Origin of the sequence: Haloarcula sediminis (assembly GCF_035656455.1) — an archaeon.
Taxonomy (GTDB): Archaea; Halobacteriota; Halobacteria; order Halobacteriales; family Haloarculaceae; genus Haloarcula; species Haloarcula sediminis.
In genome coordinates, this window is sequence record NZ_JAYMGA010000001.1 from 45,199 (window position 1) to 68,155 (window position 22,957).

20 protein-coding genes are annotated in these 22,957 nt (G+C 66.6%); 10 read left to right on the plus strand and 10 right to left on the minus strand.

The window, feature by feature from the left end; genetic code table 11:
• Window positions 1–52: 52 nt before the first annotated feature.
• From VJ162_RS00255 to VJ162_RS00275, 5 genes are all read right to left on the minus strand, one after another.
• Window positions 53–2,506: a methyl-accepting chemotaxis protein gene (locus VJ162_RS00255; RefSeq protein WP_324661610.1), complete on the minus strand. Its 2,454-nt coding sequence runs from the start codon at window positions 2,504–2,506 to the stop codon at window positions 53–55.
• Window positions 2,503–3,741: an ABC transporter substrate-binding protein gene (locus tag VJ162_RS00260; RefSeq protein ID WP_324661611.1), complete on the minus strand. Its 1,239-nt coding sequence runs from the start codon at window positions 3,739–3,741 to the stop codon at window positions 2,503–2,505. Before VJ162_RS00260 ends, VJ162_RS00255 begins: the two co-directional genes overlap by 4 nt.
• Before the next feature lie 126 nt (window positions 3,742–3,867).
• On the minus strand, window positions 3,868–5,034 hold the full coding sequence (gene ftsZ / locus VJ162_RS00265; RefSeq protein ID WP_324661612.1) for a cell division protein FtsZ: 1,167 nt from the start codon (window positions 5,032–5,034) through the stop codon (window positions 3,868–3,870).
• 93 nt (window positions 5,035–5,127) lie between these two features.
• Window positions 5,128–6,516 (minus strand): D-aminoacyl-tRNA deacylase, encoded by a 1,389-nt coding sequence (locus tag VJ162_RS00270; RefSeq protein ID WP_324661613.1) that lies wholly within the window; start codon window positions 6,514–6,516, stop codon window positions 5,128–5,130.
• Complete coding sequence (locus VJ162_RS00275) at window positions 6,516–7,877, minus strand: sodium:calcium antiporter (protein ID WP_324662958.1); 1,362 nt, start codon at window positions 7,875–7,877, stop codon at window positions 6,516–6,518. Before VJ162_RS00275 ends, VJ162_RS00270 begins: the two co-directional genes overlap by 1 nt.
• 245 nt (window positions 7,878–8,122) lie before the next feature.
• Here VJ162_RS00275 and VJ162_RS00280 point away from each other — a divergent pair, with 245 nt between their 5' ends.
• The 5 genes from VJ162_RS00280 (at window position 8,123) to VJ162_RS00300 (ending at window position 12,628) form a co-directional block, all read left to right on the plus strand.
• Window positions 8,123–8,920, plus strand: a complete 798-nt coding sequence (locus tag VJ162_RS00280) for a shikimate dehydrogenase (RefSeq protein ID WP_324661615.1) — start codon at window positions 8,123–8,125, stop codon at window positions 8,918–8,920.
• A gap of 121 nt (window positions 8,921–9,041) precedes the next feature.
• Window positions 9,042–9,590, plus strand: coding sequence for a helix-hairpin-helix domain-containing protein (locus VJ162_RS00285; RefSeq protein ID WP_324661617.1), 549 nt, complete (start codon window positions 9,042–9,044; stop codon window positions 9,588–9,590).
• An 88-nt stretch (window positions 9,591–9,678) separates the two neighbouring features.
• Entirely contained in the window at window positions 9,679–11,151 is a 1,473-nt protein-coding gene (gene pabB / locus VJ162_RS00290) for an aminodeoxychorismate synthase, component I (RefSeq protein WP_324661619.1), read from the plus strand.
• Window positions 11,148–11,771, plus strand: coding sequence for an anthranilate synthase component II (locus tag VJ162_RS00295; RefSeq protein WP_324661620.1), 624 nt, complete (start codon window positions 11,148–11,150; stop codon window positions 11,769–11,771). Before pabB ends, VJ162_RS00295 begins: the two co-directional genes overlap by 4 nt.
• Window positions 11,756–12,628 carry an aminotransferase class IV gene (locus tag VJ162_RS00300; RefSeq protein WP_324661622.1) on the plus strand — a complete coding sequence of 291 codons (873 nt, stop codon included), beginning with the start codon at window positions 11,756–11,758 and terminating at the stop codon, window positions 12,626–12,628. The genes VJ162_RS00295 and VJ162_RS00300 overlap by 16 nt, the downstream gene beginning before the upstream one ends.
• A gap of 139 nt (window positions 12,629–12,767) precedes the next feature.
• On the opposite strand, the gene VJ162_RS00305 is transcribed toward VJ162_RS00300, so the two are convergent.
• On the minus strand, window positions 12,768–12,902 hold the full coding sequence (locus tag VJ162_RS00305) for a hypothetical protein (RefSeq protein ID WP_324661623.1): 135 nt from the start codon (window positions 12,900–12,902) through the stop codon (window positions 12,768–12,770).
• A 113-nt stretch (window positions 12,903–13,015) separates the two neighbouring features.
• On the minus strand, window positions 13,016–14,074 hold the full coding sequence (locus tag VJ162_RS00310; protein ID WP_324661625.1) for a saccharopine dehydrogenase family protein: 1,059 nt from the start codon (window positions 14,072–14,074) through the stop codon (window positions 13,016–13,018).
• A 94-nt stretch (window positions 14,075–14,168) separates the two neighbouring features.
• Here VJ162_RS00310 and VJ162_RS00315 point away from each other — a divergent pair, with 94 nt between their 5' ends.
• Window positions 14,169–14,585 (plus strand): Rieske (2Fe-2S) protein, encoded by a 417-nt coding sequence (locus VJ162_RS00315; protein WP_324661627.1) that lies wholly within the window; start codon window positions 14,169–14,171, stop codon window positions 14,583–14,585.
• Between the two features lie 98 nt (window positions 14,586–14,683).
• Entirely contained in the window at window positions 14,684–14,821 is a 138-nt protein-coding gene (locus tag VJ162_RS00320) for a hypothetical protein (RefSeq protein ID WP_324661628.1), read from the plus strand.
• 7 nt (window positions 14,822–14,828) lie between these two features.
• Here the strand turns inward: VJ162_RS00320 and VJ162_RS00325 are convergent, their stop codons facing one another.
• Together VJ162_RS00325 and VJ162_RS00330 are read right to left on the minus strand one after the other, a co-directional pair.
• Window positions 14,829–15,119 (minus strand): transcriptional regulator, encoded by a 291-nt coding sequence (locus tag VJ162_RS00325; RefSeq protein WP_324661630.1) that lies wholly within the window; start codon window positions 15,117–15,119, stop codon window positions 14,829–14,831.
• 79 nt (window positions 15,120–15,198) lie between these two features.
• Window positions 15,199–17,148: a methyl-accepting chemotaxis protein gene (locus VJ162_RS00330; RefSeq protein ID WP_324661631.1), complete on the minus strand. Its 1,950-nt coding sequence runs from the start codon at window positions 17,146–17,148 to the stop codon at window positions 15,199–15,201.
• A gap of 286 nt (window positions 17,149–17,434) precedes the next feature.
• Here VJ162_RS00330 and VJ162_RS00335 point away from each other — a divergent pair, with 286 nt between their 5' ends.
• On the plus strand, window positions 17,435–18,454 hold the full coding sequence (locus VJ162_RS00335; RefSeq protein ID WP_324661632.1) for a hypothetical protein: 1,020 nt from the start codon (window positions 17,435–17,437) through the stop codon (window positions 18,452–18,454).
• Window positions 18,455–18,465: 11 nt separating this feature from the next.
• On the opposite strand, the gene VJ162_RS00340 is transcribed toward VJ162_RS00335, so the two are convergent.
• Window positions 18,466–19,539, minus strand: coding sequence for an NAD(P)/FAD-dependent oxidoreductase (locus tag VJ162_RS00340; protein WP_324661634.1), 1,074 nt, complete (start codon window positions 19,537–19,539; stop codon window positions 18,466–18,468).
• Between the two features lie 166 nt (window positions 19,540–19,705).
• Here VJ162_RS00340 and VJ162_RS00345 point away from each other — a divergent pair, with 166 nt between their 5' ends.
• Window positions 19,706–21,025: a hemolysin family protein gene (locus tag VJ162_RS00345; protein ID WP_324661635.1), complete on the plus strand. Its 1,320-nt coding sequence runs from the start codon at window positions 19,706–19,708 to the stop codon at window positions 21,023–21,025.
• Window positions 21,026–21,092: 67 nt separating this feature from the next.
• Window positions 21,093–22,904 carry a formate/nitrite transporter family protein gene (locus VJ162_RS00350; protein ID WP_324661636.1) on the plus strand — a complete coding sequence of 604 codons (1,812 nt, stop codon included), beginning with the start codon at window positions 21,093–21,095 and terminating at the stop codon, window positions 22,902–22,904.
• The last annotated feature ends 53 nt before the right edge of the window (window positions 22,905–22,957 follow it).

Here is a 22,957-nt window from a genome sequence, read left to right on the forward strand (position 1 = left end):
TTAGCCGACTGAAAGCGGTGATAACCGGAACTGCCGTTCCGGACTCGCTCGGTCAGTCGTCGGTCAGCGCGGTCCCGCCTGATTCGTGTGTGCTCCGTTCGCCACTGTCTCCGGCATCGCCGGTTTCGAACTGGTCGATGAGCTCCTTGAGGTCAGTCGCCTGATCTGAGAGCGACTGTATCTTCTCGGTGACCTCCGTGATCGATGCCGTCTGTTCCTCGGCGGACGCGGCGACGTTTTCGGCTTCGGAAGAGGTCTCCTCGCTGATCGAACCGACTTCCTCGGCCATCGAGACGACCTCTTCCATCGAAGCCGCCTGCTCGTCGGTGGCGTCGCTGATAGCCTGGACGCCGTCGTTTGCCTCGTTGACCTGCTGGACGATACTGGTCAGTGCGTCCGTCGCGTTTTCGACCGTCTCCTTCCCGGTGTCGACGCTCTCGCCCATGTCCCGCATATCCTCGACGGTGGAGTCCGTCCGGGACCGAATGGTGTCGATCATCGACTCGATGTCGGTCGTTGCTTCCTGGGTCTCCTCGGCTAGCGTCTTGATTTCGCGGGCCACGACGGCGAACCCTTCGCCCGCCTCACCGGCCCGAGCGGCTTCGATGTTCGCGTTGAGTGCGAGTATATTCGTCTGTTCCGCGATGTCGTCGATGAGCGTCGTCACCTCGCCGATGCGCTCCATCTCCTCAGCGAGGGACTCCACCTGTTCGATAGCTTCGGTGGATTTCCGTTCGAGCGCCTCGATTTCGGCGGCGGCCTGCTCGGCGTATTCGCGGCCGGACTCGCCGTCGTTGACAGCCTGCTGTGACTTCGATGCGACTTCGTCGGTGGAGGAGGTTATCTCCTCGACGGTTGCCGACAGGTCGGTCATCTCGCCGCTTACCTGCTGGATGTTCCTGTTTTGCTCGTCGGCGCCCTCGGCGATCTGTTGTACCGACTCGCTCACCTGTTCGCTTGCCGACCGCACTTCCTTCGCGCTCGCGGAGATCGTATCCGTCGAACTGTCGACGGTTCTGGCGAAGCCTTCGATGCGGTTTACCGTCCGTTCGAGCTCCGTGATCATCTCGTTGAAACTCTCCGCGATGTCGACCATCGCATCGTAGTCGCTATCAGTGGCCATCCGCTGGGTGAGGTCTCCGGCCGCCGACTTGTCCATCACGTCGCTGAACTCGGCCGCCTTCGCTTCGAGGGCGGACGCCATCGACTCGGCGTCTTCCTTTGCCGCCTCCGCCTCGTCTCTGGCGGCTTCGACGTCGGTAATCAACGTCTGGATGTCCTCGCCCATCTCCTCCAGGGCCGCGCCGAACTCACCGGGGATGTTCTCGTCGAGGGCCGGGTCGTCGAAGCGCTTGTCGGCGAGCGCGTCGGCCTGGTTCGCGGCGGTCGTCAGGTACGCCTGCATCGACGCGAACGAGTCGTACAGTTGCCCCATCTCGTCGACGCGCGTGGTCTCGGGGAGGGTGCTGTTGATATCACCGGCGGCGATGTCCTCGGCGCTTTCGGCCACGCGGGAGAGCGCGTTCGCGGTTCCGCGCCCGATTGTCACGCCGACGACGAACAGCGCCCCCACAGCAAGCGCCAGGAGGAGCGCGATGTTTTCGGAGACAGCCGACTGCAGGGCGAAGGCGCGGTCCTCCGGGACGTGATACAGCAACGCCCACTCGGTTCCGGTGACCGGCGTGTACGCCATCACGTACTGGCCGTCTTCCATGCCCGTTCTGGCGGAGACGGACTTATAGCCGGTCTCGCCGTTCAGTGCCGCTTCGACACTCGTGTCGGTCGCGTCCCCGGTCGCCGCGTACTCCTCGAGAATCGAACCCTTCCGGTTGTCGAGAATGAGCTGGCCGTCCGACCCGACGACTTTCACGTCGCCGGTCGCAAACGGTGACGTGAACTCGTGGGAGCGCGCCTCGAGCGATGCCGTCAGTACCACGTACTCCTCGCTCCCGGCCAGTGGCTGGACGAACGCGATAACCGATTCGTTCCCGCTCTGGTACGCTTCGGACGTCCCTGTCGGCCCCGACGAGACGACTGCACCGCTCTCGTCGGTCCACGGATCGTCGACGGCGCTCAACGAGGCGCCGTTCAGCTCGTCGTCGGTGCTGGCGGTGACCGTGCCGTCAGCGGCGTCGACGTAGTGAAGCGCCCGGACGTCTCCCGGTAACCCGATGAGCTTCTGTTCGAGCCACCGCTGGTGTTCCCTGTCCGTAGTCGACTCGGACCGGTCACCGATAGACGCCGCGAGGAACGACGCTGTCGACTGCTTGTTCGAGACCCAAGTTGAGACGGAACTCGATTGGGACTCCGCGACACCGCGGATTTGATCCTCTGTCTGTGACTCGACCAGTGCCCCCGTTTCGAGGTTGATGGCTGCCCCACCGAGTGCAAGTAAGACGACCACGCCGAGCAACAGGACGCCGAACTTCGCCGCGTACCGACGCCGAACGACGTTAGGGAGCGCACGCTCTGTCGCCTGAACCAGGCGACTCGGGAGCGACCTCATCGGGCCCCTCCCGATTTGAAGAACTGCGGTTGCAGTAGCTCCAGTGACTCGACCGAGCCGTCAGTGACCCGCTCGATCAGGTACGAACTCAGCGGTTCGAGGTCCCCTGTCAGGTCGACGCTTCCGGACGCACCCTGGTAATTCACTGCTCGGCCTGCGTCGGTGAGTGACCGTACGCGACCGAAGTCGCCGACGGAGACAGTGTGTCCGGACCCACCGGAAACTGACTGTACGGTCTCGGCGATTGCCGGACCGCTGGCTTCACCGGCCTGTTCGGCGGCACACGCCATCAAAAACAGTGCGTCGTACGCGTTGACCGAGTACGCCCTGGGCTCGTCGATGTCCGAGAGCCGGCGGACCAGTTCGAAGTACGCCTGCGTCCGCGCTGATGACAGCGACGCGCTGTAGAACCCCTCGTAGTACGACGGGAGGTCGCTGCCGAACAGCCCCGCAGACAGCACCCACGGAGCGTCGTACTCCGACTGGCTGTACGCATCGAGGATACCGCGCTCCTGACCGGAGACACTGGTGAAGCTGACGGCATCAGGGTCGTTCTGGAACACGTCCGCGAGCGTGTCGTCGAACGATTCCGACGACGGATCATACCGAACATCGGCGACGACCTCGGCGTCTAATACGTCGCGTTGCACTTCGGCCAGTCCGGCACCGAACGAGTTGTCGATGCTCAGTAGTGCGACGGAGTCCGCGTCGATGTAGAGCGGGTCGTCGACGGCCTTCGCCATCACCACTGCCTGTGTCCCGTCGCTTGGCACCGTTCGGCCGAAGTATTTCCGGCCGTTGGCCCGGCCGGCAGTCGATAGCTGCGGGGCAGTACTGGCGGGGCTGACCTCCATGATTTCGTCGCTGGCTGCCTCCGGCGCGAGAGCGAGCGACGCATCGCTGACGAGGCCACCGACGAAACCGATGACACCACGGTCGACGAGCGATCGGTACTGCTCGACCGCGGTTTCGGCGTTCGCTTCGGTGTCAAGAATCGTCACTTCGACGTCGTTACCGCCGATCCCACCGCCGGCGTTGACGTCGCTCGCTGCCTGCTCGACCATGCGCTTGCCGTGTTGCCCGAGTGGGCCGAGCGCACCACTGAGCGGGAGGAGTGCACCAAACTGAACAGTGTCACTGCCCCCGCGCAGAGATCCAAGACAGCCGGATGTAAGTCCCAAGCTCCCAACGGCCAGACACTTTTTGAGAACATTACGCCTCGAATCTGAGTGCATGCGGTGAGAGTTAGAATTTCTCCGTAAACCGCTTTCGACTAGAGTATCGTTTATGATAACAGCCGCATCGGGGTAACTGCAGTTACTGGTACTGGGGGAGAATCAGAAAACCGAGGCGACGGGGCGTTAGTCGACGTAGTCTATCTCTTCGCCTGCCTGCTGGACCGCTCGCTCCTGCTGGCCCTCGCTCTGGCCGTATATCTGTGGGCTCTCGACGCCGGTGACGACGATCATCGTCTCCATTTTCCCCTCGAAGTCGTTGTTGACCGAGGCGCCCCAGATGATACGCGCGTCGGGGTCGATGCGGTCGTATATCTCCTCGACGACGCCCTCGGCCTCCTCGATGGACATGTCGGGGCCGCCGACGACGTTGACGAGCGCGGAGTTGGCGCCGTCGAACTCCACGTCCAAGAGCGGCGAGCGAAGCGCCGACCGGATGGAGTCTTGGGCCTTGTTCTCCGAGTCGCTCTCGCCCAAGCCGATCATGGCCACGCCGCCGTTCTCCATGATGGTCCGAACGTCGGCAAAGTCCACGTTGACCAGGCCCGGCTTCGTGATCAGTTCGGTCATCCCCTTGACCGAGCGCATCAGCACGCGGTCACAGATCTTGAAGGCGTCCTGCAGGGGCATGCTGGGCGCGTAGTCCAGCAGCCGGTCGTTCGGGACGACGATGACGGTGTCGGAAACGGAGCGCAGCCGTTCGAGGCCGGCGTCGGCGTTGGCCCGGCGCCGTTCGCCCTCCGCGGTAAAGGGGATCGTCACGATAGAGATGGTGAGCGCGCCCTCCTCCTGTGCGGCCTGGGCGACGACGGGGGCCGACCCAGTCCCCGTTCCGCCGCCGAGCCCGGCCGTGACAAAGACCATATCCGACCCCGAGATGGACTGCTGGATGTCTTCGATGTCCTCCTGAGCGGCCTCCTCGCCGATTTTCGGGACCGAGCCGGCACCGCGACCACCGGTGCGCTCCCGGCCCATCAGAATCTTCGTGTCGGCTTCGACCTCGTCGGCGAGGTGCTGGGCGTCCGTGTTCGCGGCGACCAGCTTCGCGCCGTGGATGCCCTCCTCCATCATCCGGGTGACCGTGTTGCCGCCGGCCCCGCCACAGCCGACGACGGTGATCTTGGTTTCGAGGTCCTTGACGACGCTTGCGAGCTCGTCGTCGGTCATCGTCCCGGACGTGGAGGGGTCCTCCCGGTCGGGCGTCGGTTCGTGCTGGCTGTTGGCCTCGGGGTCAGCGCCGTCCTCGCGCTCCCCCTCGGCCTCGTCGATGGCGTCGTCGATAATCGAGTCCATATTTAAATCCCCGTTGCAGACGAACACTCATTAGTTTTCCCCCTGTGTCAGACGGGCGACTGACGGTGCCACGGCCAGTTTCCGGCCGATTTCTTACAACGTAAAGCGACGTATACGTTCGCTGTGAACCGTTTCCGGGTCGATTTCTCGCCCGTCGACCTCGACGGACTGGCCGGCGGACAGCTTCCCGTACTTCGGTCCCTCGGGGATGCCAAGCGTCTCGGCGAGGTCCGGATCGAACCGCTGTTCGCGGGCGCGCAGTTCGTCGCCGTCGCGCTTGACGCTGTCGTAGCGCGCCCGGAGGACGCCGGCCAGCGCGTCGACGACCGCGGTCCGATCTACCGTGTCGTCGAGGACGACCGGCCCGGTGACGACGGTGCCCCGCTGTTCGGTGCCGAACGCGAGCGTGTTCCGCTCGACCCACGAGCGGACCGCCTCGCTGTCGATGCCGGTCGCCTCCGAGACCAGTTCCCCGGGAAGCGCCACGACGTCCCAGGCGTCGGGCGGGTCCGTCGCCCCCTCGCCAAATCGGAGGCCGTCGTCGACGGGGCAGACCGCCGACTCCATCGACTCGACGAACCCGAGCGGGACGCCGGTCGTCTCCCGGACGAACCGCTCGTCGACGACGCGGTAACCCAGCGACTCGACGGTCTCGACGAGGTCGGGGCGGTCGCCGGTGACGAGCGCGTACTCGGCGCCGCTGGCCGCGGCGGCGCGCCCGAGGACGGCCTCGTACCGCTCGTCGACGTCTCGCGACTGCCCCGACGGACCGTCCGCGAGCCGCGCCCACTCGCGTAAGTCCGACAGACACCAGTCGGCGCCGATGTGGCCGACCGCCCAGTCGGTCTCCCGGACGATGCGCTCGAACTGCGGGACGTAGTGGCCGCCGCCGAAGCCGACGAGCTGGCGGCGGTGGCCGCTCTCGGCCGGGGCGTCGGGAGCCACCCCCCGGAGGTCCAGTATCGCGCGGGCGGCGGCGGCCGCCGCCGCGGGGTCGCGCCACTGGGGCTCGGCGCTGCCGACCTCCACGAACATCGAGGGAGCGCCCACCTCGGTCGGGCCGTGGTGGGTACACTCCATCCCCACGTCGTAGCCCTCGGGGGCGTGTTCGGCCAGCGCGTCGAGGACGGCCCGGTGGGCGTTGGGGGCGGCGCGGGCGAACTGGCTGCTCTCACCGCCGTACTCGGCCTCGCCGAAGTTTCCGGTGTGGTGGGCGGTCAGCAACTGTCCGGTCTCGCCGGCGTGTTTGGAGGCAAACACCAGAAGCGACGGGTCGTTGAATCGGTCGGCCACGCCGTCGAGGTCGAGATGCTGTCCCTCGAACTCCCGGAGTTCGGCCCCGTCGGTCCGATAGACGGTCCCGCCGCCGTCGGCGTCGGTCCGGCTGTCGTCGACCGTCTCGGTCCAGTCGGCCGCGTCGAGCAACTGCTCGCCGATGTGGACACTGGCCTCGTCGGCCCGCGAGACGACGATAGCGAGCATCAGTCCGCCAGCTCCTCGTGGACCGGGTCACGACCCAGCGCAGTCCGGAAGGCGTCGCCGGCCAGCCCGAACAGCTCGCCGAGTGCCCGCCGTCGGACGGCAAACAGCGCCGTCCCGACGACGAGATACAGTACGGTGTAGCCGATAAGCAGCTCGTAGCTGTCGAACGGCAGCGCCACGAGGTCCCGGATGAGCGCAAACTCGATGACGACCTGGGAGATAAACAGCCCAAAGAGGACGACGGCTTCGCGCAGCGAGATCTCGAAGTTACAGAGGATAGCCAGCGCGAAGTAGGACTGTGCGGCGGTAATCCATATCTCGGCGGCCTGTTTCTGGTCGAACGGCAGGGTCCCCAGCCCGCCCAGCGCGATGGAGTAGACGACCGCGATGGTCCCGATGAGCAGCGTCCACTGGTTGAGCTTCGAGGAGATGAGCGCGTTGAACCCCGCCGTCGAGCGGGCCTTGTTGACCAGCACCGCGACGACGATGAGCTCGGGGGACTCGCTGGCAAGCGGTGCGACCCACTGAATCATGAAGAACTCGGGGATACCGTTCTGGAGGCCGATCTCCTCCAGGCCGTGGGCAAAGGGCTCGACGGCGGTGAAGATGAGCGCCCCGGAGTACGCAAACAGCGTGAGGACGACGAGCGGGCGCCACGGCAGCGACCAGCCCTGGAAGTACTTTGGCACCCCGACGGTGTGGTCCGACGCCTCGATGTCCGACTTCAGTACCAGCCCGATGTAGGTGACGTACAGCCCCACCAGAAACAGCGTATCGAGCAGCCCGATACCCCCGCCCAGCGGGACGAGGAAGGCCCAGCCGGTCGCCGCAAAGAGAAAGGCGATCTCGGTCGCGATGTCGCGGTCCAGCGTGACCGCGTCGTTGAGGAACCCGTCGCGGTTCTTGACTGCCGGGTCCCGGGTCTTTGCGGCCCGCCAGACGGTGAAGACGGCGATACCGGCCCAGCCGATGCCGATGAGGATGCGGTTTGCCCCGGTCATGTTCGCGATGGCCAGGTTCGCGTCGTGACAGCCACGGGCCAGCGTTGTCCCGCTTGCCTCTATCTGCGCGGCGGTCAGCTGGCTACAGGCTTCGGCCGTCGCGCCGCCGGCGCCCGCGTTCCAGGCGTACAGCGCGTCGACGGCGTACTCGGGCGCGACCGCGAGCACCGCGAGGACGGCGATGGCGAAGGCTCGGGGCACGTCCTTCTCCGCGGTCTCGGCGCCCCACGCGAGCAGGAACGACGCGCCCAGGACAGCCAGTCCCGAGATGCCGACGGTCGCCACGTTGCCGAGGTCGACGCCCAGGAGCAACACGGCGACCCAGCCGACGGTCAACAGCGCTGCGGCCCCGACCTGCACGAGTGGATGACGGAGACGACTCACTAGAACGTCACAGCGGTGGTCCGGTGGAAAAGGTTGCGAATCGTATGGCTAGTAGTGGTGTGCGTACTTCCGGGTCGAGACAGCCGGACGGTCCTGACGGATTTCGAGCAGACGGCCAGAGCCAGCCGTGGCCCCCGGCTGCTCCGGCGTGGGACCAGCAGCGACTCCTGTAGGCGGTCGGGAGCGTGGCGTTCAATAGCGGGGGCCACGCCTTCGGAGGTATGGACGTCTACGGGCTCATCGGGAATCCAGTCGGGCACTCGCTGTCGCCGCCGATGCACGAAGCGGGCTACGACGCGCTGGGTATCGACGCGAAGTACGTCACCTTCGAGCCGCCGGCCAACGAGGGCGCGGCGGCCGTCGCGGCGGCCGACCGGCTCGGCGTCGCGGGGCTGAACGTCACCATTCCGTTCAAACAGGACGTACTGGAAGCGGTCGAGACCGACGACCTCGCGGCGCGTATCGGCGCGGTCAACACTATCGACCTCACGGGGGAGACGCCACAGGGGTACAACACGGACGCCGTCGGTGCGGTCCGCGCGCTCGACCACCACGACGTGGCCCTCGATGGCACGGCGGTCGTCGTCGGCGCCGGCGGGGCCGGCCGCGCGGTCGCTTTCGGGCTGGCCGACGAGGGGATGGCCGTCGAGATAGCCAACCGGACGGCCTCGAAGGCCGACGACCTGGCCGCCGAGGTGCCCGGCGCGGGCGGACACGGCCTCGACGCGCTCGGGGACCTGCTTTCCGGGGCCGACGTGCTGGTCAACTGCACCAGCGTCGGGATGGACGAGGACGCGACGCCGGTCCCCGCCGAGGCGTTACACGCCGACCTCGCCGTCCTCGATGCGGTGTACTCCCCCATCGAGACGCGGCTGCTCCGGGACGCCGCGGCGGCCGGCGCGACGACCGTCGACGGGGCGTGGATGCTGCTGTACCAGGGCGTCGAGGCGTTCGAGCGCTGGACCGGCGAGTCTGCACCGGTCGACGCGATGAACGAGGTCCTCCGGGCGGCGCTCTGATAGGGCTGTCGGGGGATGACCCCACGCGCCGACCCCGAGTCGACGCCGTCCGGGAGACAGACACCAATCGAGGAGTACTCTACCAGCAAGAGATTAGTGTAGGGGCCCAGAACAGAGGCGTATGGGTTTGCTTCAGAAGTTGAAATCCGCACTCGGGCTCGACGGGACGGGGTCGTCGGAGCCGGGTCGCTCCGGCGACGTGGACGTCACCGTCGAGCGCGAGCCCTCGACGGAGGACGAGGACGCTGTCAAGGGAACCGAGACGGCGAGTAGTGGGGGGTCGACCGACGAACCGACGGTCTCGGAGTCCGACGACGCCGAGAACGGGGGTCCGTCGGCCGAGGAGTTCGAGACGCTGGCAGACGAGACCGACGCCGACGAGTCCGCGACGAGCGAGACTGACGCCGACGAAGCGGCTGCTGACACCGGCGTCGACGGCATCGAGGAGGCCGAACTGGACGCGGACACCGACGATACCGACACGGAGGGCAGCACCGACCCGGTCACCGAGCTGACGGGTATCGGCCCGGCCTACGGCGACCGGCTCGCCGACGCGGGTATCGACACTGTCGGCGAGCTGGCCGGCGCCGACGCCGCCGACCTGGCTGACCGGATAGACCTCGGCGAGAGCCGCGTATCCGGCTGGATAGAGCAGGCAAACGAGTACTGACGCTGCGGGGGTGTCGGCTGCCGCCGGCGTTCGGTCGACACGGCCCGAACCGCAAGCGAATTACCCCCCGGGCTCGTTGCTATCGGCCATGCCACGGGTCGAGACGAGCCGGGACGCCTACGAGGCCCTCGCGGCCGACGCGCCGCCGTCGGCCCGGATTCCCGTCGCTGTCACGGTCACCGTCGACGACCCCTTCACCGCGTATCGCCGGGCCCGCGACCCGACTGGTGGCGTCTATCTCGGGACGACCGGCGGACAGTCGGGCTGGGGCTACTTCGCGACCGCGCCCGCCGAGTTCACCGAAGTCGGCCCCGACGACGGCCCGGCGCTTGCCGCACTGACCGACGCCCTGACCGGTGACGACCTCGTCCGGGGCGACTGCGAGGTCCCCTACCCGTGTGGCGCCGTCGGCTGGCTCTCCTACGATGTCGTCCGCGAGCTGGAGTCCCTCCCCGAGAGCGCTGCCGCCGACCGCGCCCTGCCCCGGCTGCAACTCGCCACCTACGACCGCGTCGCCGCCTGGCCGGAGCCCCGCGGGGACGGGCCGGTCGAACTCACCATTACGGCGTGTCCACGCCTGCGCGACCACGATTCGGTCGGCGTGGCCTACGAGTTCGCCCGCCAGCACGCCCTCGAACTGGCCCGCGAGGTCACCGAGGGCGACCCGACGGTGGGCGACCCGCCGGTGGCGACCGACAGCGCCGCCTTCGAGAGCGACTGCACGCGCGTGGCCTTCGCCGAGCGCGTGCGGACTGTCAAGCAGTACATCCGCGACGGCGACACGTTCCAGGCAAACGTCTCACAGCGCCTCTCCGCCCCGGCCGCCGTCCACCCGGTTGCTGCCTTCGACGCCCTGCGGCGGGTGAACCCGGCGCCGTACTCCGCGCTGGTGGAGTTCCCCGGCGTCGACCTCGTGAGCGCGAGCCCCGAGTTGCTCCTGGAACGGGACGGCGACGACCTGGTGACCGAACCGATAGCCGGCACCCGACCGCGAGGGGCGACCCCCGAGGAGGACGAGCGGCTCGCGGCGGATCTGCTGGCCGACGACAAGGAGCGGGCCGAACACGCGATGCTCGTCGACCTGGAACGCAACGACCTCGGGAAGGTGAGCCGCTTTGGCAGCGTCGAGGTGACAGACTACCGCCGCGTCGACCGCTACTCCGAGGTGATGCACCTCGTCTCGGAAGTCCGGGGACAGCTCCGCGAGCGGGCGAGCCTGACGGACGCCGTCGGGGCCGTGTTCCCGGGCGGTACGATAACGGGGGCTCCAAAGCCCCGGACGATGGCGATTATCGACGAGGTCGAATCGACCCGCCGGGGCCCCTACACCGGTTCTATCGGCATCTTCGGCTTCGACGGCCGGGCGACGCTGAACATCGTCATCAGGACCCTGGTCCGGTACGGCGGGGAGTATCACCTCCGGGTCGGCGCGGGCATCGTCCACGACTCCGAGCCCGATCGCGAGTACGAGGAGACCCTAGACAAGGGCCGGGCGCTGGTCACGGCGGTCGACGAGGCGCTTGGCGAGCGTGCGGACCTCTCCGTGGAGGGGCAGCCGTGACCGAGTCGCTCGCCCCCACCGTCCTCGTCGTCGACAACTACGACTCCTTTGCCTACAACCTCGTCCAGTACGTCGGCGAGGTGGTCCTGCGTCTGGGCGGGACGGAAGACGACGTAGTGGTCCGGCGCAACGACGCCATCAGTGTCGGGGATATCCACGCGCTCGACCCCGACGGTATCGTCGTCTCCCCCGGGCCCGGCACGCCCCAGGACGCGGGTATCTCGATGGCGACCTTCGCCGAACTGTCCTATCCGACGCTCGGGGTCTGTCTCGGCCATCAGTCGCTGTGTGCTGCCCACGGCGCCGAGGTGGGGCACGCCGACGCCGTGGTCCACGGCAAGTCCTCGCTTGTGACCCACGACGGCGAGGGCGTCTTCGAGGGCGTCCCGGACCCGGTCGAGGTGGGCCGGTACCACTCGCTTGCGGTCGACCGCGGCGCCCTGCCCGACGTGCTGGCGGAGACGGCCCACACGGTCGAGGCGGCCGAGGCGGACATCGTGATGGCGGTCCGCCACCGGGAGGCGCCCCACGTCGGCGTCCAGTTCCACCCCGAAAGCATCCTCACCGACCACGGGAAGACCATGGTCGAGAACTTCTGTCTGTCATGCAATACCACGTAAACGGAGACCTCGTCCCCGAGAGCGAGGCCACGGTGTCGGTGCTGGACAGAGGGTTCATGTACGGCGACGCGGCCTTCGAGACCCTCAGAGTGTACGGCGGCGACCCCTTCGAGTGGGCGGCCCACCGCGAGCGGCTGACCCACACCGCCGAGGCGCTGGGCTTTGCCGACGCCCTCCCCGATGACCTGCGCGAGCGGGTCGACGCGACGCTCGAAGCCAACGACCTGGACGACGCGTACTGCAAAGTCTCGGTCTCCCGCGGGGTCCAGCCCGGGAAGCTCACGCCCGACCCCGGGGTGGACCCGACCGTCGTCGTCATCGTCAAGCCGCTTCCCCGGGGCGGCCGCGGCGGCGAACGCCCGTGGGACGGCCCGGCGACGGTCCAGACCGTCCGCACGCGCCGGGTCCCCGACGAGGCGGTTCCCGCGGACATCAAGAGCCACAACTACCTGAACGGGATTCTCGGCCGGCTCGAACTCCGCCGGTCGGCCGGCGACGGCGACCCCGCCGACGAGTGTCTCCTGCGCGATGTCGACGGCAACCTCGCCGAGGGGGCGACGAGCAACCTCTTTTTCGTGACCGAGAACGGCCTCCGGACGCCCAGCGCGGAACTGGACCTGCTGCCCGGTGTCACCAGAGACGTCGTCATGGAGCTGGCCCGGGACGAGGGGTTTCCCGTCGAAACGGGCGCCTACTCGCTGGACGCGCTACGGAACGCCGACGAGGCGTTCCTCACCAACTCGACGTGGGAGATCCGCCCCGTCGAGACGGTCGACGGCATCGACGTCGGCGCCGGCCCGATGACGAAGCTGCTACAGCGGCTCTACGACGAGCGGGTGGAAGCGAACTGCTACTGATACTGGTGGCTGTACGTTCGTAAAGATATTGCTCACCCCGGGGTGACGAATTACTTCAGTTTGTTACAGCCACCAGTGTGACCGGCCGATTCGTGGCCGTTCGAGAGCCGCCACGGGAACCGCTATCGAGCGGTTGGTCTCACTCGCAGTCGGTCGTATCCCAGTTGTTCCCCCCGCAGTAATCGCACTCGTAACCAACGTTACTCGTTACCTCGTCACAGTCGTCAGTATACCCGCAGTTCTTGCACGTTGCCGTGACCGCCTCAGCACTCATAGACAACATTCTATAAGCAATTCATAAATATCCACTCGAAACATCAGATATTTCGAGTTCTAGTAGCGGGTCTTTTACCAATACTGGGGAAACGATTGCGGTGCGTACTAACTCTACACCACGTCCTCGCGCTCGACGCCCTCGACATCCAGAATCAGCTCCGGGCCGTAGGCGCCGGCGGGCGTCTGATAGCCGGCGGGGGCGTTACCGGCGAGTGCGCGCTCGGCCGCCGACAGCGCCGTCTCGACGGTCAGCGCGTAGGTGTGGGGGCCCCGAAGCCGGGACACCGCTCGCTCGCCCTCGGCGTTGCGGACTTCGCCCCAGACGTGGCTCTCGCCGGTTTCGCGCTCGCCGGCGTCCGGTCCATCGGTGGTCTGTCCGATGAGCCACTGCAGGCCGGTCCTGACCGGCGATAGGGAGAGCAACGGCGCGACCAGGCCCGCCGCTCGCTGTATTCGGACGGCGCGTTCGGGCATCGCCATGTACGTCGTGACGTTCGGGATGCCGGTCGTGTGATAGGCCGTCGAGACGTCGCCCCAGGGAATCGTGGCGACGTGCTGGCCGTCCAGTCCCCAGCCGAAGTCCACGGTCCGACTCTCGTGGGCGAACGGAACGTCCTCGATGTGGCCGTCGCGGCGGACGGCGCCGCCGCCGTCGAGGTGTTCGACCATCGTCTTTGCCGTCCCGCGGGAGACGCCGTTCTCCGCGCGGAAGGCCAGTTCGAGCGTCGCCGCGTCGGGCATACGGTCGGCGAGATGGGCCGCCAGACAGTCCGTCGGGACCACGTCGAAGCCGACGCCGGGCAACAGCATCACACCCGCATCCTCGGCCCGGTCGTCCTGCCTGTGGATGGCCTCGAAGACGGTCAGCTCCCCGGTGATGTCGAGGTAGTGGGTCCCGGTCCGCAGGCAGGCCTCGACCATCGGCTCCCAGGTCCGAGAGAACGGGCCGGCGCAGTTGAGCACGGCCGTCGCGTCGTCGAGGAGCATATCGAGCAGGTCCGGCTCGCCGAGACTTGCGACCTCGAACTCGCAGTTCAACCGGTCGGCCTGTGACTCAAGCGTCCGGCGCTCGCGCCCGGCCAGTACCGGGTCCAGCCCGTACTCGACGGCCGCTTTGGCGATGAGGTCCCCGGTGTAGCCATAAGAGCCGTAGATGACGAGGCCGCTCACACTGGCAGTTGGTGGGGCACGTGCAAAACGGTTGGGCGCAAACGGTGAGGCAACCGGGACGTTGAAACCGCCCAGGGTCGTATCGCCGTCACCAATGGACGAGGACAGCCGTATCGCGGCGGTCGAAGACGTGCCCGAGGACGGCAGCCTCCTCTTTACCGTCCGGGAGGGATTCGACACCTCGGAGGCGATTCTCGTGGCACTCGCCGATGGCGTCGTCGCTTTCGAGAACTACTGCCCTCACTGGACGGACGTTCGCCTCGACACGGGCAGCGGCGCGACGGTACGGGACGACGAGCTGGTGTGTGAGAAACACGGCGCGACGTTCGAACGCGATTCGGGCTCGTGTACGTTTGGCCCCTGTGAGGGCGCGATTCTGGAGACGGTCGACATCAGCGTTCAGGACGGCGATGTCTACCTGACCGACGACCGCTACGAGTTCGAGAACCGGGGTCCCTCGGGCGACCACGACCTGTCTTCCGGCGGCCGCATCGGCTTTTCCGGCCAGTAGCACCCGACAGCTCGACCCGGCCCAGCTGTTTACTGGCGAGTGGGGTGTCCGCGTAAAGTTACAACGGAACTATATGATGGTGCGTGGTACCAACACACATGACACGCGAAAACCGCACTGAGGACGAGGTATGCCCCGAATGTGACAACAACCCCGTTGTTCTGGAGAGCGGGGGCTACTTCTGTGACTGCTGTAACGAGGAGTTCAGCCGTAGGGACCTCGTGCAACTCACGTGAGCGGGGGTCACCCGATTCGGTAGGCCGGCTCGGCGACGCTCTCGGCCTTGCACTCGGGACAGCGGCTCGGCCGGTTTGTCAGGTCGTCGAAGTCGGTGAACCCACACTGGTTGCACTCGGGCGGCGCGACGAGCAGTTGCTCGTCGGTCTCGTCCAGGGACTTCGCGATGTGTTCGACGTGTGTGAGCGCGGTGCTGGTCGGGATCTCGAAGTCGTTAGCTATACTGCCCGCGGCCATGGGCTCATCGCGCAAGCGGTCGGCGATGCGCTGGCGCGTCGTGCGACTTGCCTCGCGCATGCCGGCGCTACGGTACCACGGCTAATAGAAGTTAGTGGCCAGCGGTTCATACAGTTCCACGAACCGCTAGCCGGCAGTATCAGTCGGTCTGCACCGACCGGTTACCGGCCACGGAGACGTCCTCCGAGAACACGTCAGTGCCCGTCTCGCCCTCGCTGACGGTAAACGACGACAGGAGGTCTTTGAGCTGGCCGGCCCGTTCGTTCAGCGACAGCACGCTCTCGCTCACTTCACTCATCGAGGCGGCCTGTTCTTCGGCGGCCGCGGAGACGTTCGTCGCCTCGGCGGCGTTCTCGTCGCTTATCTCCGACACTTCGCCGGCCATCGAGACGACCTCCTCCGAGGTGGCCGCCTGGTCGTCCGTCGCGTCGCGTATCTCCCGGATACCGGCGTCGGCCGCCCGCGCGTTTTCCCGCACCGTCGCGAACGCGTCCGCGACCTCTTCGACGGCCTCGACCCCCTCGGTCATGCTGCGGTTGGCCGCCTCGCCTTTCTCGACCGTCGCCGCGGCCTGTTCCTGGGTCGTTTCGATGAGTTGCTCTATCCGGGTCGCCGACTCCTGGGTCTCCTCGGCGAGCTGTTTGACCTCGCCGGCGACGACGGCGAAGCCGTCACCGCCGCTGTCGCCGCTTCCCGCCCGGGCAGCCTCGATGTTGGCGTTCAGCGCCAGCATGTTCGTCTGCTCTGCGATGTCGCCGATGAGCTCGACGATGTCGCCGATTTCGGCCATCCGGTCGTCGAGCTCTCGGATGTTCGTCACCGTCTCGTCGAGCGAGCCTTTGACTGCACGGACGTCTTCGGCCGCCTGCTTTGCCGTCTGTTCGCTGTCGGCGGCGACGTCGGCGGACTCGGCCGCCGTGTCTGCGACGCCGTCGGCGGACGCGGCGACCTCTTCGACCGTCGCGGAGAGGTCCGTCATCTCGTCGGTCACGCTCTTGAGCATCTCCCGTTGCTTGTCAGTGCCGTCGGCGATCTGCTGGATGGATTCGCTTACGTCTGCGCTCGTCCGGGAGACCTCGCTCACGCTCCCCTCGGCCCTCTCGCTTCCGGCCGCCACCTCGTCCGCGAACGACTGTATCTCCCGCATCGTCGACTCCGTGTCCGCGACCATCTCGTTGAACGCTTCGGCGATCTCCCGCATGGCCTCGCTGTCGGTCGTCGTATCGAGGCGGACCGTCAGGTCGCCGTCGGCCGCCCGCGCCATCGCGTCGCTGTAGTCGCTGGCCGTCTGTTCCAGTTGCTCGTTCAGTTGCTCGACCTCGCGTTGCTTTTGCTGGGCCGCCTCTTCGGCCTCTTCGGCGGCCGCCTTGGCCGCCTCGACCTCCGATTTCCGGGCTTCGAGGTCGTCTATCTCTTCGCGCTTTTGCTCGACCTCGTTGAGCTGCGTCTGGACCCGCTCGCGGGACTTCTCCGTCGAGTACCACTGTGCCATCAGTCCGATGGCCGACGCCCCGATGAAGACCGCGTGGATTCCGCCCCACACCATCGGGTTCTCCATCGCCGCGATGTGGTTGTACACCCGGCTGGCGTCGATGACGCCGAAGACGATGTGGGAGACTCCAACACCGGCGAAACCGACCGCAAAGGGGAGCCAGTCTTCATACAGCGCCAGGAAGACGAGCGCGACGAAGAAGTGGAAGTGTGCCTCGATAAACCCGCCAGAAAAGAAGACCAGCGTCGTCGAGGCGACCACGGTCCCCAGCGACGCGAGAGCCGTCCGGGTCCGCCGATTGAACCGCGGCCACAGCGCGAGCGCCCCGAACCCGCCGATGACGCCGAGGTTCAACACCAGCCGCCAGAGCGGCACCGCGGGAATCGTCGCGCCGGTGACGACCGATTCGGTCCCCTCGTAGAGGCCCAGGGCGAGCAGGAAAGGGATATGCCCAAACAACAACAACAGAATCCGTCGGTGCCGGCTCCGCCACGTTTCCTCCGGAATCGTGTCCCCGCTCGGGATGTATCTGAGGAACTCCCGGAGCGAGCCAGACGATACCGATTCATTATTACCTTCGATACTGGATTCTACCATAACTTCTGAAACGGCGTAGCGGCATATATCCGTTTCCGGCTTATTTCACATGCTGATAACCTCACGGGGAGTGTGTGATCGCTCGTTACACGGCTTCTCGCGTGTCTCCCGCAGTACCGTTCTCGCGTGACCGTGGCACTCATGTTGGTCTCTCAATCGTTTCGGACGGGGGAAAATGAAACTGAACCAACTATTTATCCCGTCACCGGCGTACTGTCTACGCAGTGGTTCTCTCCGTTCACGGCGACCGGATGAGTCGATGCGGACCGTCGGTCCGGGAGCGTCGATGAGCCTCGCGGACGATTTCGACGGTCTCCGGAGCTGGTTCCCCGTTCCGACAGGGGACGGCGGCATCGGGCTCGGCCGGTGGCTGTTGCTCGAAGGCAACCGCTATGCCGTCACCGGGGCGCTCCTGACGGTGACGTTCGTCTCGATTCTGGCTATCGGGTCGGTATGGACCTTCGAGATGCAGCGGCTGCTCGTTGAGACTCAGGCCGTCCAGACCCTCCTCACCACCTTTCTGAGCGGCATCATTCTGCTCGTCTCTATCGTCGTCTCGATAAACTCCATCATCCTCTCCTATGACATCACTCACGTCAGCGACCAGCAAGACCGCATCGAGGGAATGATGAGCTTCTGGCGAACCCTCAGTCACATCTCCGACACTGACGAGAACCCGACGGACCCGAACACGTTCCTCCAGGTGATGGCCGACGTTATTCGCCGTGAGGCGGGGGAACTGGAAGAGTCCTCTCGGAGCGGTGAGGAGACCTTCGCCAGGGAGGTACAGGAGTATCTCGACCAGATCGTCGGGACCGCCGAACACATCGAGGACTCGCTTACGAACGTCCACGGCGGCAAGTTCGGTGTGCTGTGGATCGGGCTGGAGATGGACTACGGCCCGCTGATGAGCCAGTCACGCCAGCTCAAGGCGGCGGAGGAAAACGGCCTCTCCGACAGCGGGGACGACAACGTCGAGGAACTGCTCCAGGCCCTGGAGCTGTTCGCGACGGGCCGGGAGTACTTCAAGACACTCTACTACAACCAGGAGATATCCGCGCTCTCGCGGACGCTGCTTGTCGTTTCGCTGCCGGCCATCGTGGTGACGGCGTCGACGATTCTCGCCATCAACGCCCAGATCCTCCCGGAGGTGTGGATGCTGGGACTGCCGCCGCTGTTGACCTTCGTGAGCATCACCTTCGCCGTCGCGCTGACCCCGTTCATCGTGCTCACGTCCTACATGCTCCGCGTCGCAACGGTCGCCCAGCGGACCGCCGGCGCCGGGCCGTTCGTTCTCCGGTCCTGAGCGGCGGTGCGCTAGTCGTCGTCCGCGGCGGCCTCCGGTTCGTCCTCGCCGACCGGGCGCGGCCCGGCGGCGTGGCCCTCGTGACCGAGCGCCGTAGCGAAGAGCTCCGGCGAGACCGCGGGCACGTCCACGTCTTCGACGGCGCCGTCGGCCTCGATATCCTCGACGGAGCGCGGGTACTTCCGGAGGTCTTTGTGGATGGCGATGCCGGCGTTGGCGCCCTCGCCCATCGCGACCGGAATCTGGTTGTGGCCCGGCGTCAGGTCGCCGACGGCGTAGACGCCGGAGACGCTCGTCTCGCCGTGGTCTCCGACGGCGACGGTGCCGTCGTCGTTGCGTTCGACGCCCAGGCCGTCGGCGATCTCGGCGTGGTAGTCCGAGCCCAGCATCGGGAAGCCGCCCTTGTACTCCCGGACCGACCCGTCCTCGAACTCGTAGGCCTCTAGCCAGCCGTCGTCGTCGGTGCGCTTGCCCGCAAGCTCCGTGTCGACAATCTCGACCGGGTGGTTGTCGAGCATCGTCTGGGTCTCCTCGCTCCACTCGGGCGCCTCGCCGCGGGTCAGGATGTCCACGTCGTCGGTGTAGTTCAGCATGATCATCGCGACGTGGGCCGCCGACTCCCCCGTGCCCATCACGAAGACGGGCTCGCCGACAAACATGAACGCGTCACAGTGGAGACACCAGTGTAGCCCCTTCCCCGTGCGGGGCAGGGGCGGATCGGGCCGCTCGTCGGAAAACCCGGTCGCAAGCACCACGCGCTTGACCGTCATCTCGCCGTCGGCCGTCGTCACGTCGAAGCCGTCGGCGTCGTCGAGCGGTTCGACCGACTCCACGAAGCCACGCTCGTAGGTGCCGCCGTAGTCCTCGACCTGTTCGCGGGCCGTCTGGAGGAACTCGTTGCCGGAGACGTCCTCGGTGACGCCGATGACGTTGTGCGTGTCGGTCATCATCGCCGCGCGGCCGCCGCCACGGTTGACGACGACGGTGTCCATCCCGAGACGGGTGGTGTACAGTGCGCTCGTCAACCCGGCGGGGCCGCCGCCGACCACTGCGACGTCGTAATCGAACTGCTCGTCGGTATACATTGTGCGTCTCTAGGGGTTCGACCGATAAAAACGGCCGACATCCGCCGGGCGCCCCGCCGCGTCGCTGACCGCCGCTCCGTCTTCCATCCGCGGCTGTTTAAGTCTCCGGGGCGACAGGTTCGGGTATGACCGGACACCGTCGTCTCGGGCGTCCTCGGGGGCATCGATGGTAGACCTCGCCTTTGCGCTCGGTCGGCTCTTCATCGCGTTCGTGCTCGTGGTACTGAACGGCTTTTTCGTCGCGACGGAGTTCGCGTTCGTCCGGGTGCGCTCGACCTCAGTCGAGCAGCTGGCCGAGGAGGGGCGAGCCGGCGCGGAGACGCTCCAGGACGTGATGGCCAACCTCGACGACTACCTCGCGGTCACCCAGCTGGGAATCACGCTCGCCTCGCTGGGACTGGGGTGGGCCGGCGAGCCGGCGGTTGCGGCTCTCATCGAGCCGGTTCTGGGCCCGCTCCTGCCGGCCGATCTGCTCCATCTGGTCTCCTTTGTCATCGGCTTTGGACTCATTACGTTTCTCCACGTGGTCTTTGGCGAGCTCGCCCCCAAGACCATCGCTATCGCCCGTGCGGAGCAGCTGTCGCTGTTCGTTGCGCCCCCGATGAAACTGTTCTACTACGTGTTCTATCCCGGTCTGGTCGTGTTCAACGGGACCGCCAACGCCTTCACGCGGCTCATCGGCATCCCCCCGGCCTCCGAGACCGAGGAGACGCTCGAAGAGCGCGAGATACGGCGCGTACTGGCCCGCTCCAGCGAGCAGGGGAACGTCGACACGGCCGAAGTGGAGATGATAGAGCGGGTCTTCGACCTCGACGACACGACCGTCCGGACCGTGATGGTCCCGCGGCCCGATGTCGTCTCCATCCCGGTCGACGCCTCGCTGACCGAGGTTCGGGACACCGTGTTGTCGGCCGGCCACACCCGCTACCCGGTCGTCGACAGCGACGACCAAGACGAGGTGGTCGGCTTTCTCGATGTCAAGGACGTGTTGCGCGCCATCGAGGAAGACGGGGCGACGACGGCGGCTGAACTGGCCCGCGGCCTCCTCATGGTCCCGGAGACGGCGACCGCCGACGACCTCCTCCTGCAGTTCCGCGAGGAACACCAGCAGATGGCCGCGGTCGTCGACGAGTGGGGCGCCTTCGAGGGTATCGTCACCATCGAGGACGTCGTCGAGGCCGTCGTCGGCGACCTCAGAGACGGGTTCGACGTCGAAGAGCGCGAGCACTCGGTCCGGAAACTGGGGTCGGGACGGTACGACATCGACGGCAGCGTCCCGCTCTCGCTCGTCAACGAGGAGCTAGAGTCGACGTTCGAGAGCGACGGCGTCGAGACCATCGGCGGGCTGGTGCTGGCCCGACTGGGTGAGATACCGGAACCGGGCGACACCGTCGAGGCCGCCGGCTACCGAATCGAGGTCGACACCATCGACGGCGCCCGTATCTCGACCGTGACTGTCGAACCGGTCGACACCTCCGTCGAGTGACTGTCGCTAGCCGGCGGTATCGGCGGAAAAACCAAGCTTCTTAGGCTGGCTGGATAATGACCGCGTAATGGCAGACTCACACGGCCCGTCGGGGTCCGCGGGCGACTCCGCTGACGCCGAACAGGAGGTCCCCGTCACGGGCGAGGTCGTCCCCGACAAGTTCTCCTCGGACGAGGTGTTCCAGCGCATTGTCGCGGACGCCGACCACGAGATAACGTCAGGCGCCCGCGAGCTCTTCTTCAGCGCGCTGGCAGGCGGGTTCGCGATTACTATCACCCTGCTGGTCTACGCCTCGATGTACCCCAAGGCCGACAACAGCATCCTCGCAGCGCTGCTCTACCCCATCGGGTTCATTTACATCATCATCGGGGGATACCAGCTCTATACGGAGAACACGCTCCCGCCGGTCGCGCTCACGCTGGAGCGTCTGGCCTCCATCCCGGCGCTGTTTCGCCACTGGGGTATCGTCGCGGCGGGTAACTTCGCCGGCGGGGCAATCGGTGCCGTTGTGCTCGCCTACGGCGGCGTCTTCAGCCCCGAAGCGGCGGCGGTCGCGGCCGACCTGGCCGTCAACGGCGTCTACGAGACCTCCCGCTGGGAGCTGTTTTTCAAGGGGGCGTTCGCGGGCCTTATCGTCGCCGGCGTCGTCTGGATGAACTTCGCGGCCCGCGACACCATCACCCGCCTGGCGGTCGTCTACCTCGCGTTCCTCTGTATTCCGCTCGCGAACCTCTTCCACGTGGTCGTCTCCTTTACCGAGGCGGTGTATCTGATGCTGGCCGGCGATCTCCCCTTCCTGCTGGCGATGACCGACTTCGTCGTCCCCGTGATGCTCGGCAACACCATCGGCGGCGTCGTGCTGGTCACCATCGTCAACTACTACCAGACGACGGAGGACCGGCTGGAGACGGCGCGGTTCGAACACGTCCGGCGGCTCTCCGTTCGGGAGTGGCTGCTTGGCAACCTTGCCGGCCGGTCGTACGTCCCGCTCGTCGACACCGTCGAGGATTTCGTCCGCGACCCCGAGTCCTACCGCGTTCTGGTTCCGATCGCGAACCCGCGCACCGAGTCCGCGCTGGTCGAACTCGCCTGTGCGCTCGCAAGCACCCGAGAGAAGGGGACAGTCCACGTCGCACACGTCGTCCAGGCGCCCGAACAGAGCAGCGCCATCGCCGACCGCGAACAGCGGGACCGAATCGTCGAGGAGTCATCGGGCCAGCTCGATGACGTCACTCGCATCGCCGAGCAGTACGACGTGAAACTCGAGACCTCGACTATCGTCTCCCACCGCTCGTTCGAGGTGGTGTTCGACCGCGCGACGCGGACCCGTCCCGACCTCGTGTTGATGAACTGGGACGAAGACGGGCTGTGGGCCAGCGCTCGCGCCGAGCGGCCCCTGGCCGAGCTTACGAACCAGCTCCCCACCGACTTCCTCGTCCTGAAGAACCGCGGCGGCGACGCCTCACGCATCCTCGTCCCGACTGCGGGCGGGCCGGCCTCGGACCTGAGCGCGGACATCGCTCGCGGGCTCCGCAGCGCCGTCGGCTCACAGATAACCCTCCTGCACGTCGCCGACAGCGGCGAGCGCGAGGCGGGCGAGACGTTCCTCGCCGAGTGGGCCGAGAACCACGACCTCGGGGACGCCGAGCGCGTCGTCGACGACTCGGGCGACGTCGAGGCGGCCATCGAACGGGAAGCGGCCGGCCACACGATGGTCGTACTCGGCGCGACCGAGCAGGGCATCCTCTCCCGGCTGGTCACCAACTCCCTGCACTTGAACGTCGTCGACGAGGTCGAGGGGACGGTGTTGCTCGCCGAACGCGCGACCGACCGGTCGCTCATAGAGCGGCTCTTCGGGGCTGGGCGACGGAAGAAGTAGCCCGGCCCGTATCCGGTCTGCGGGCCAGCGCTGTCCGGCCACACTGCAAACGG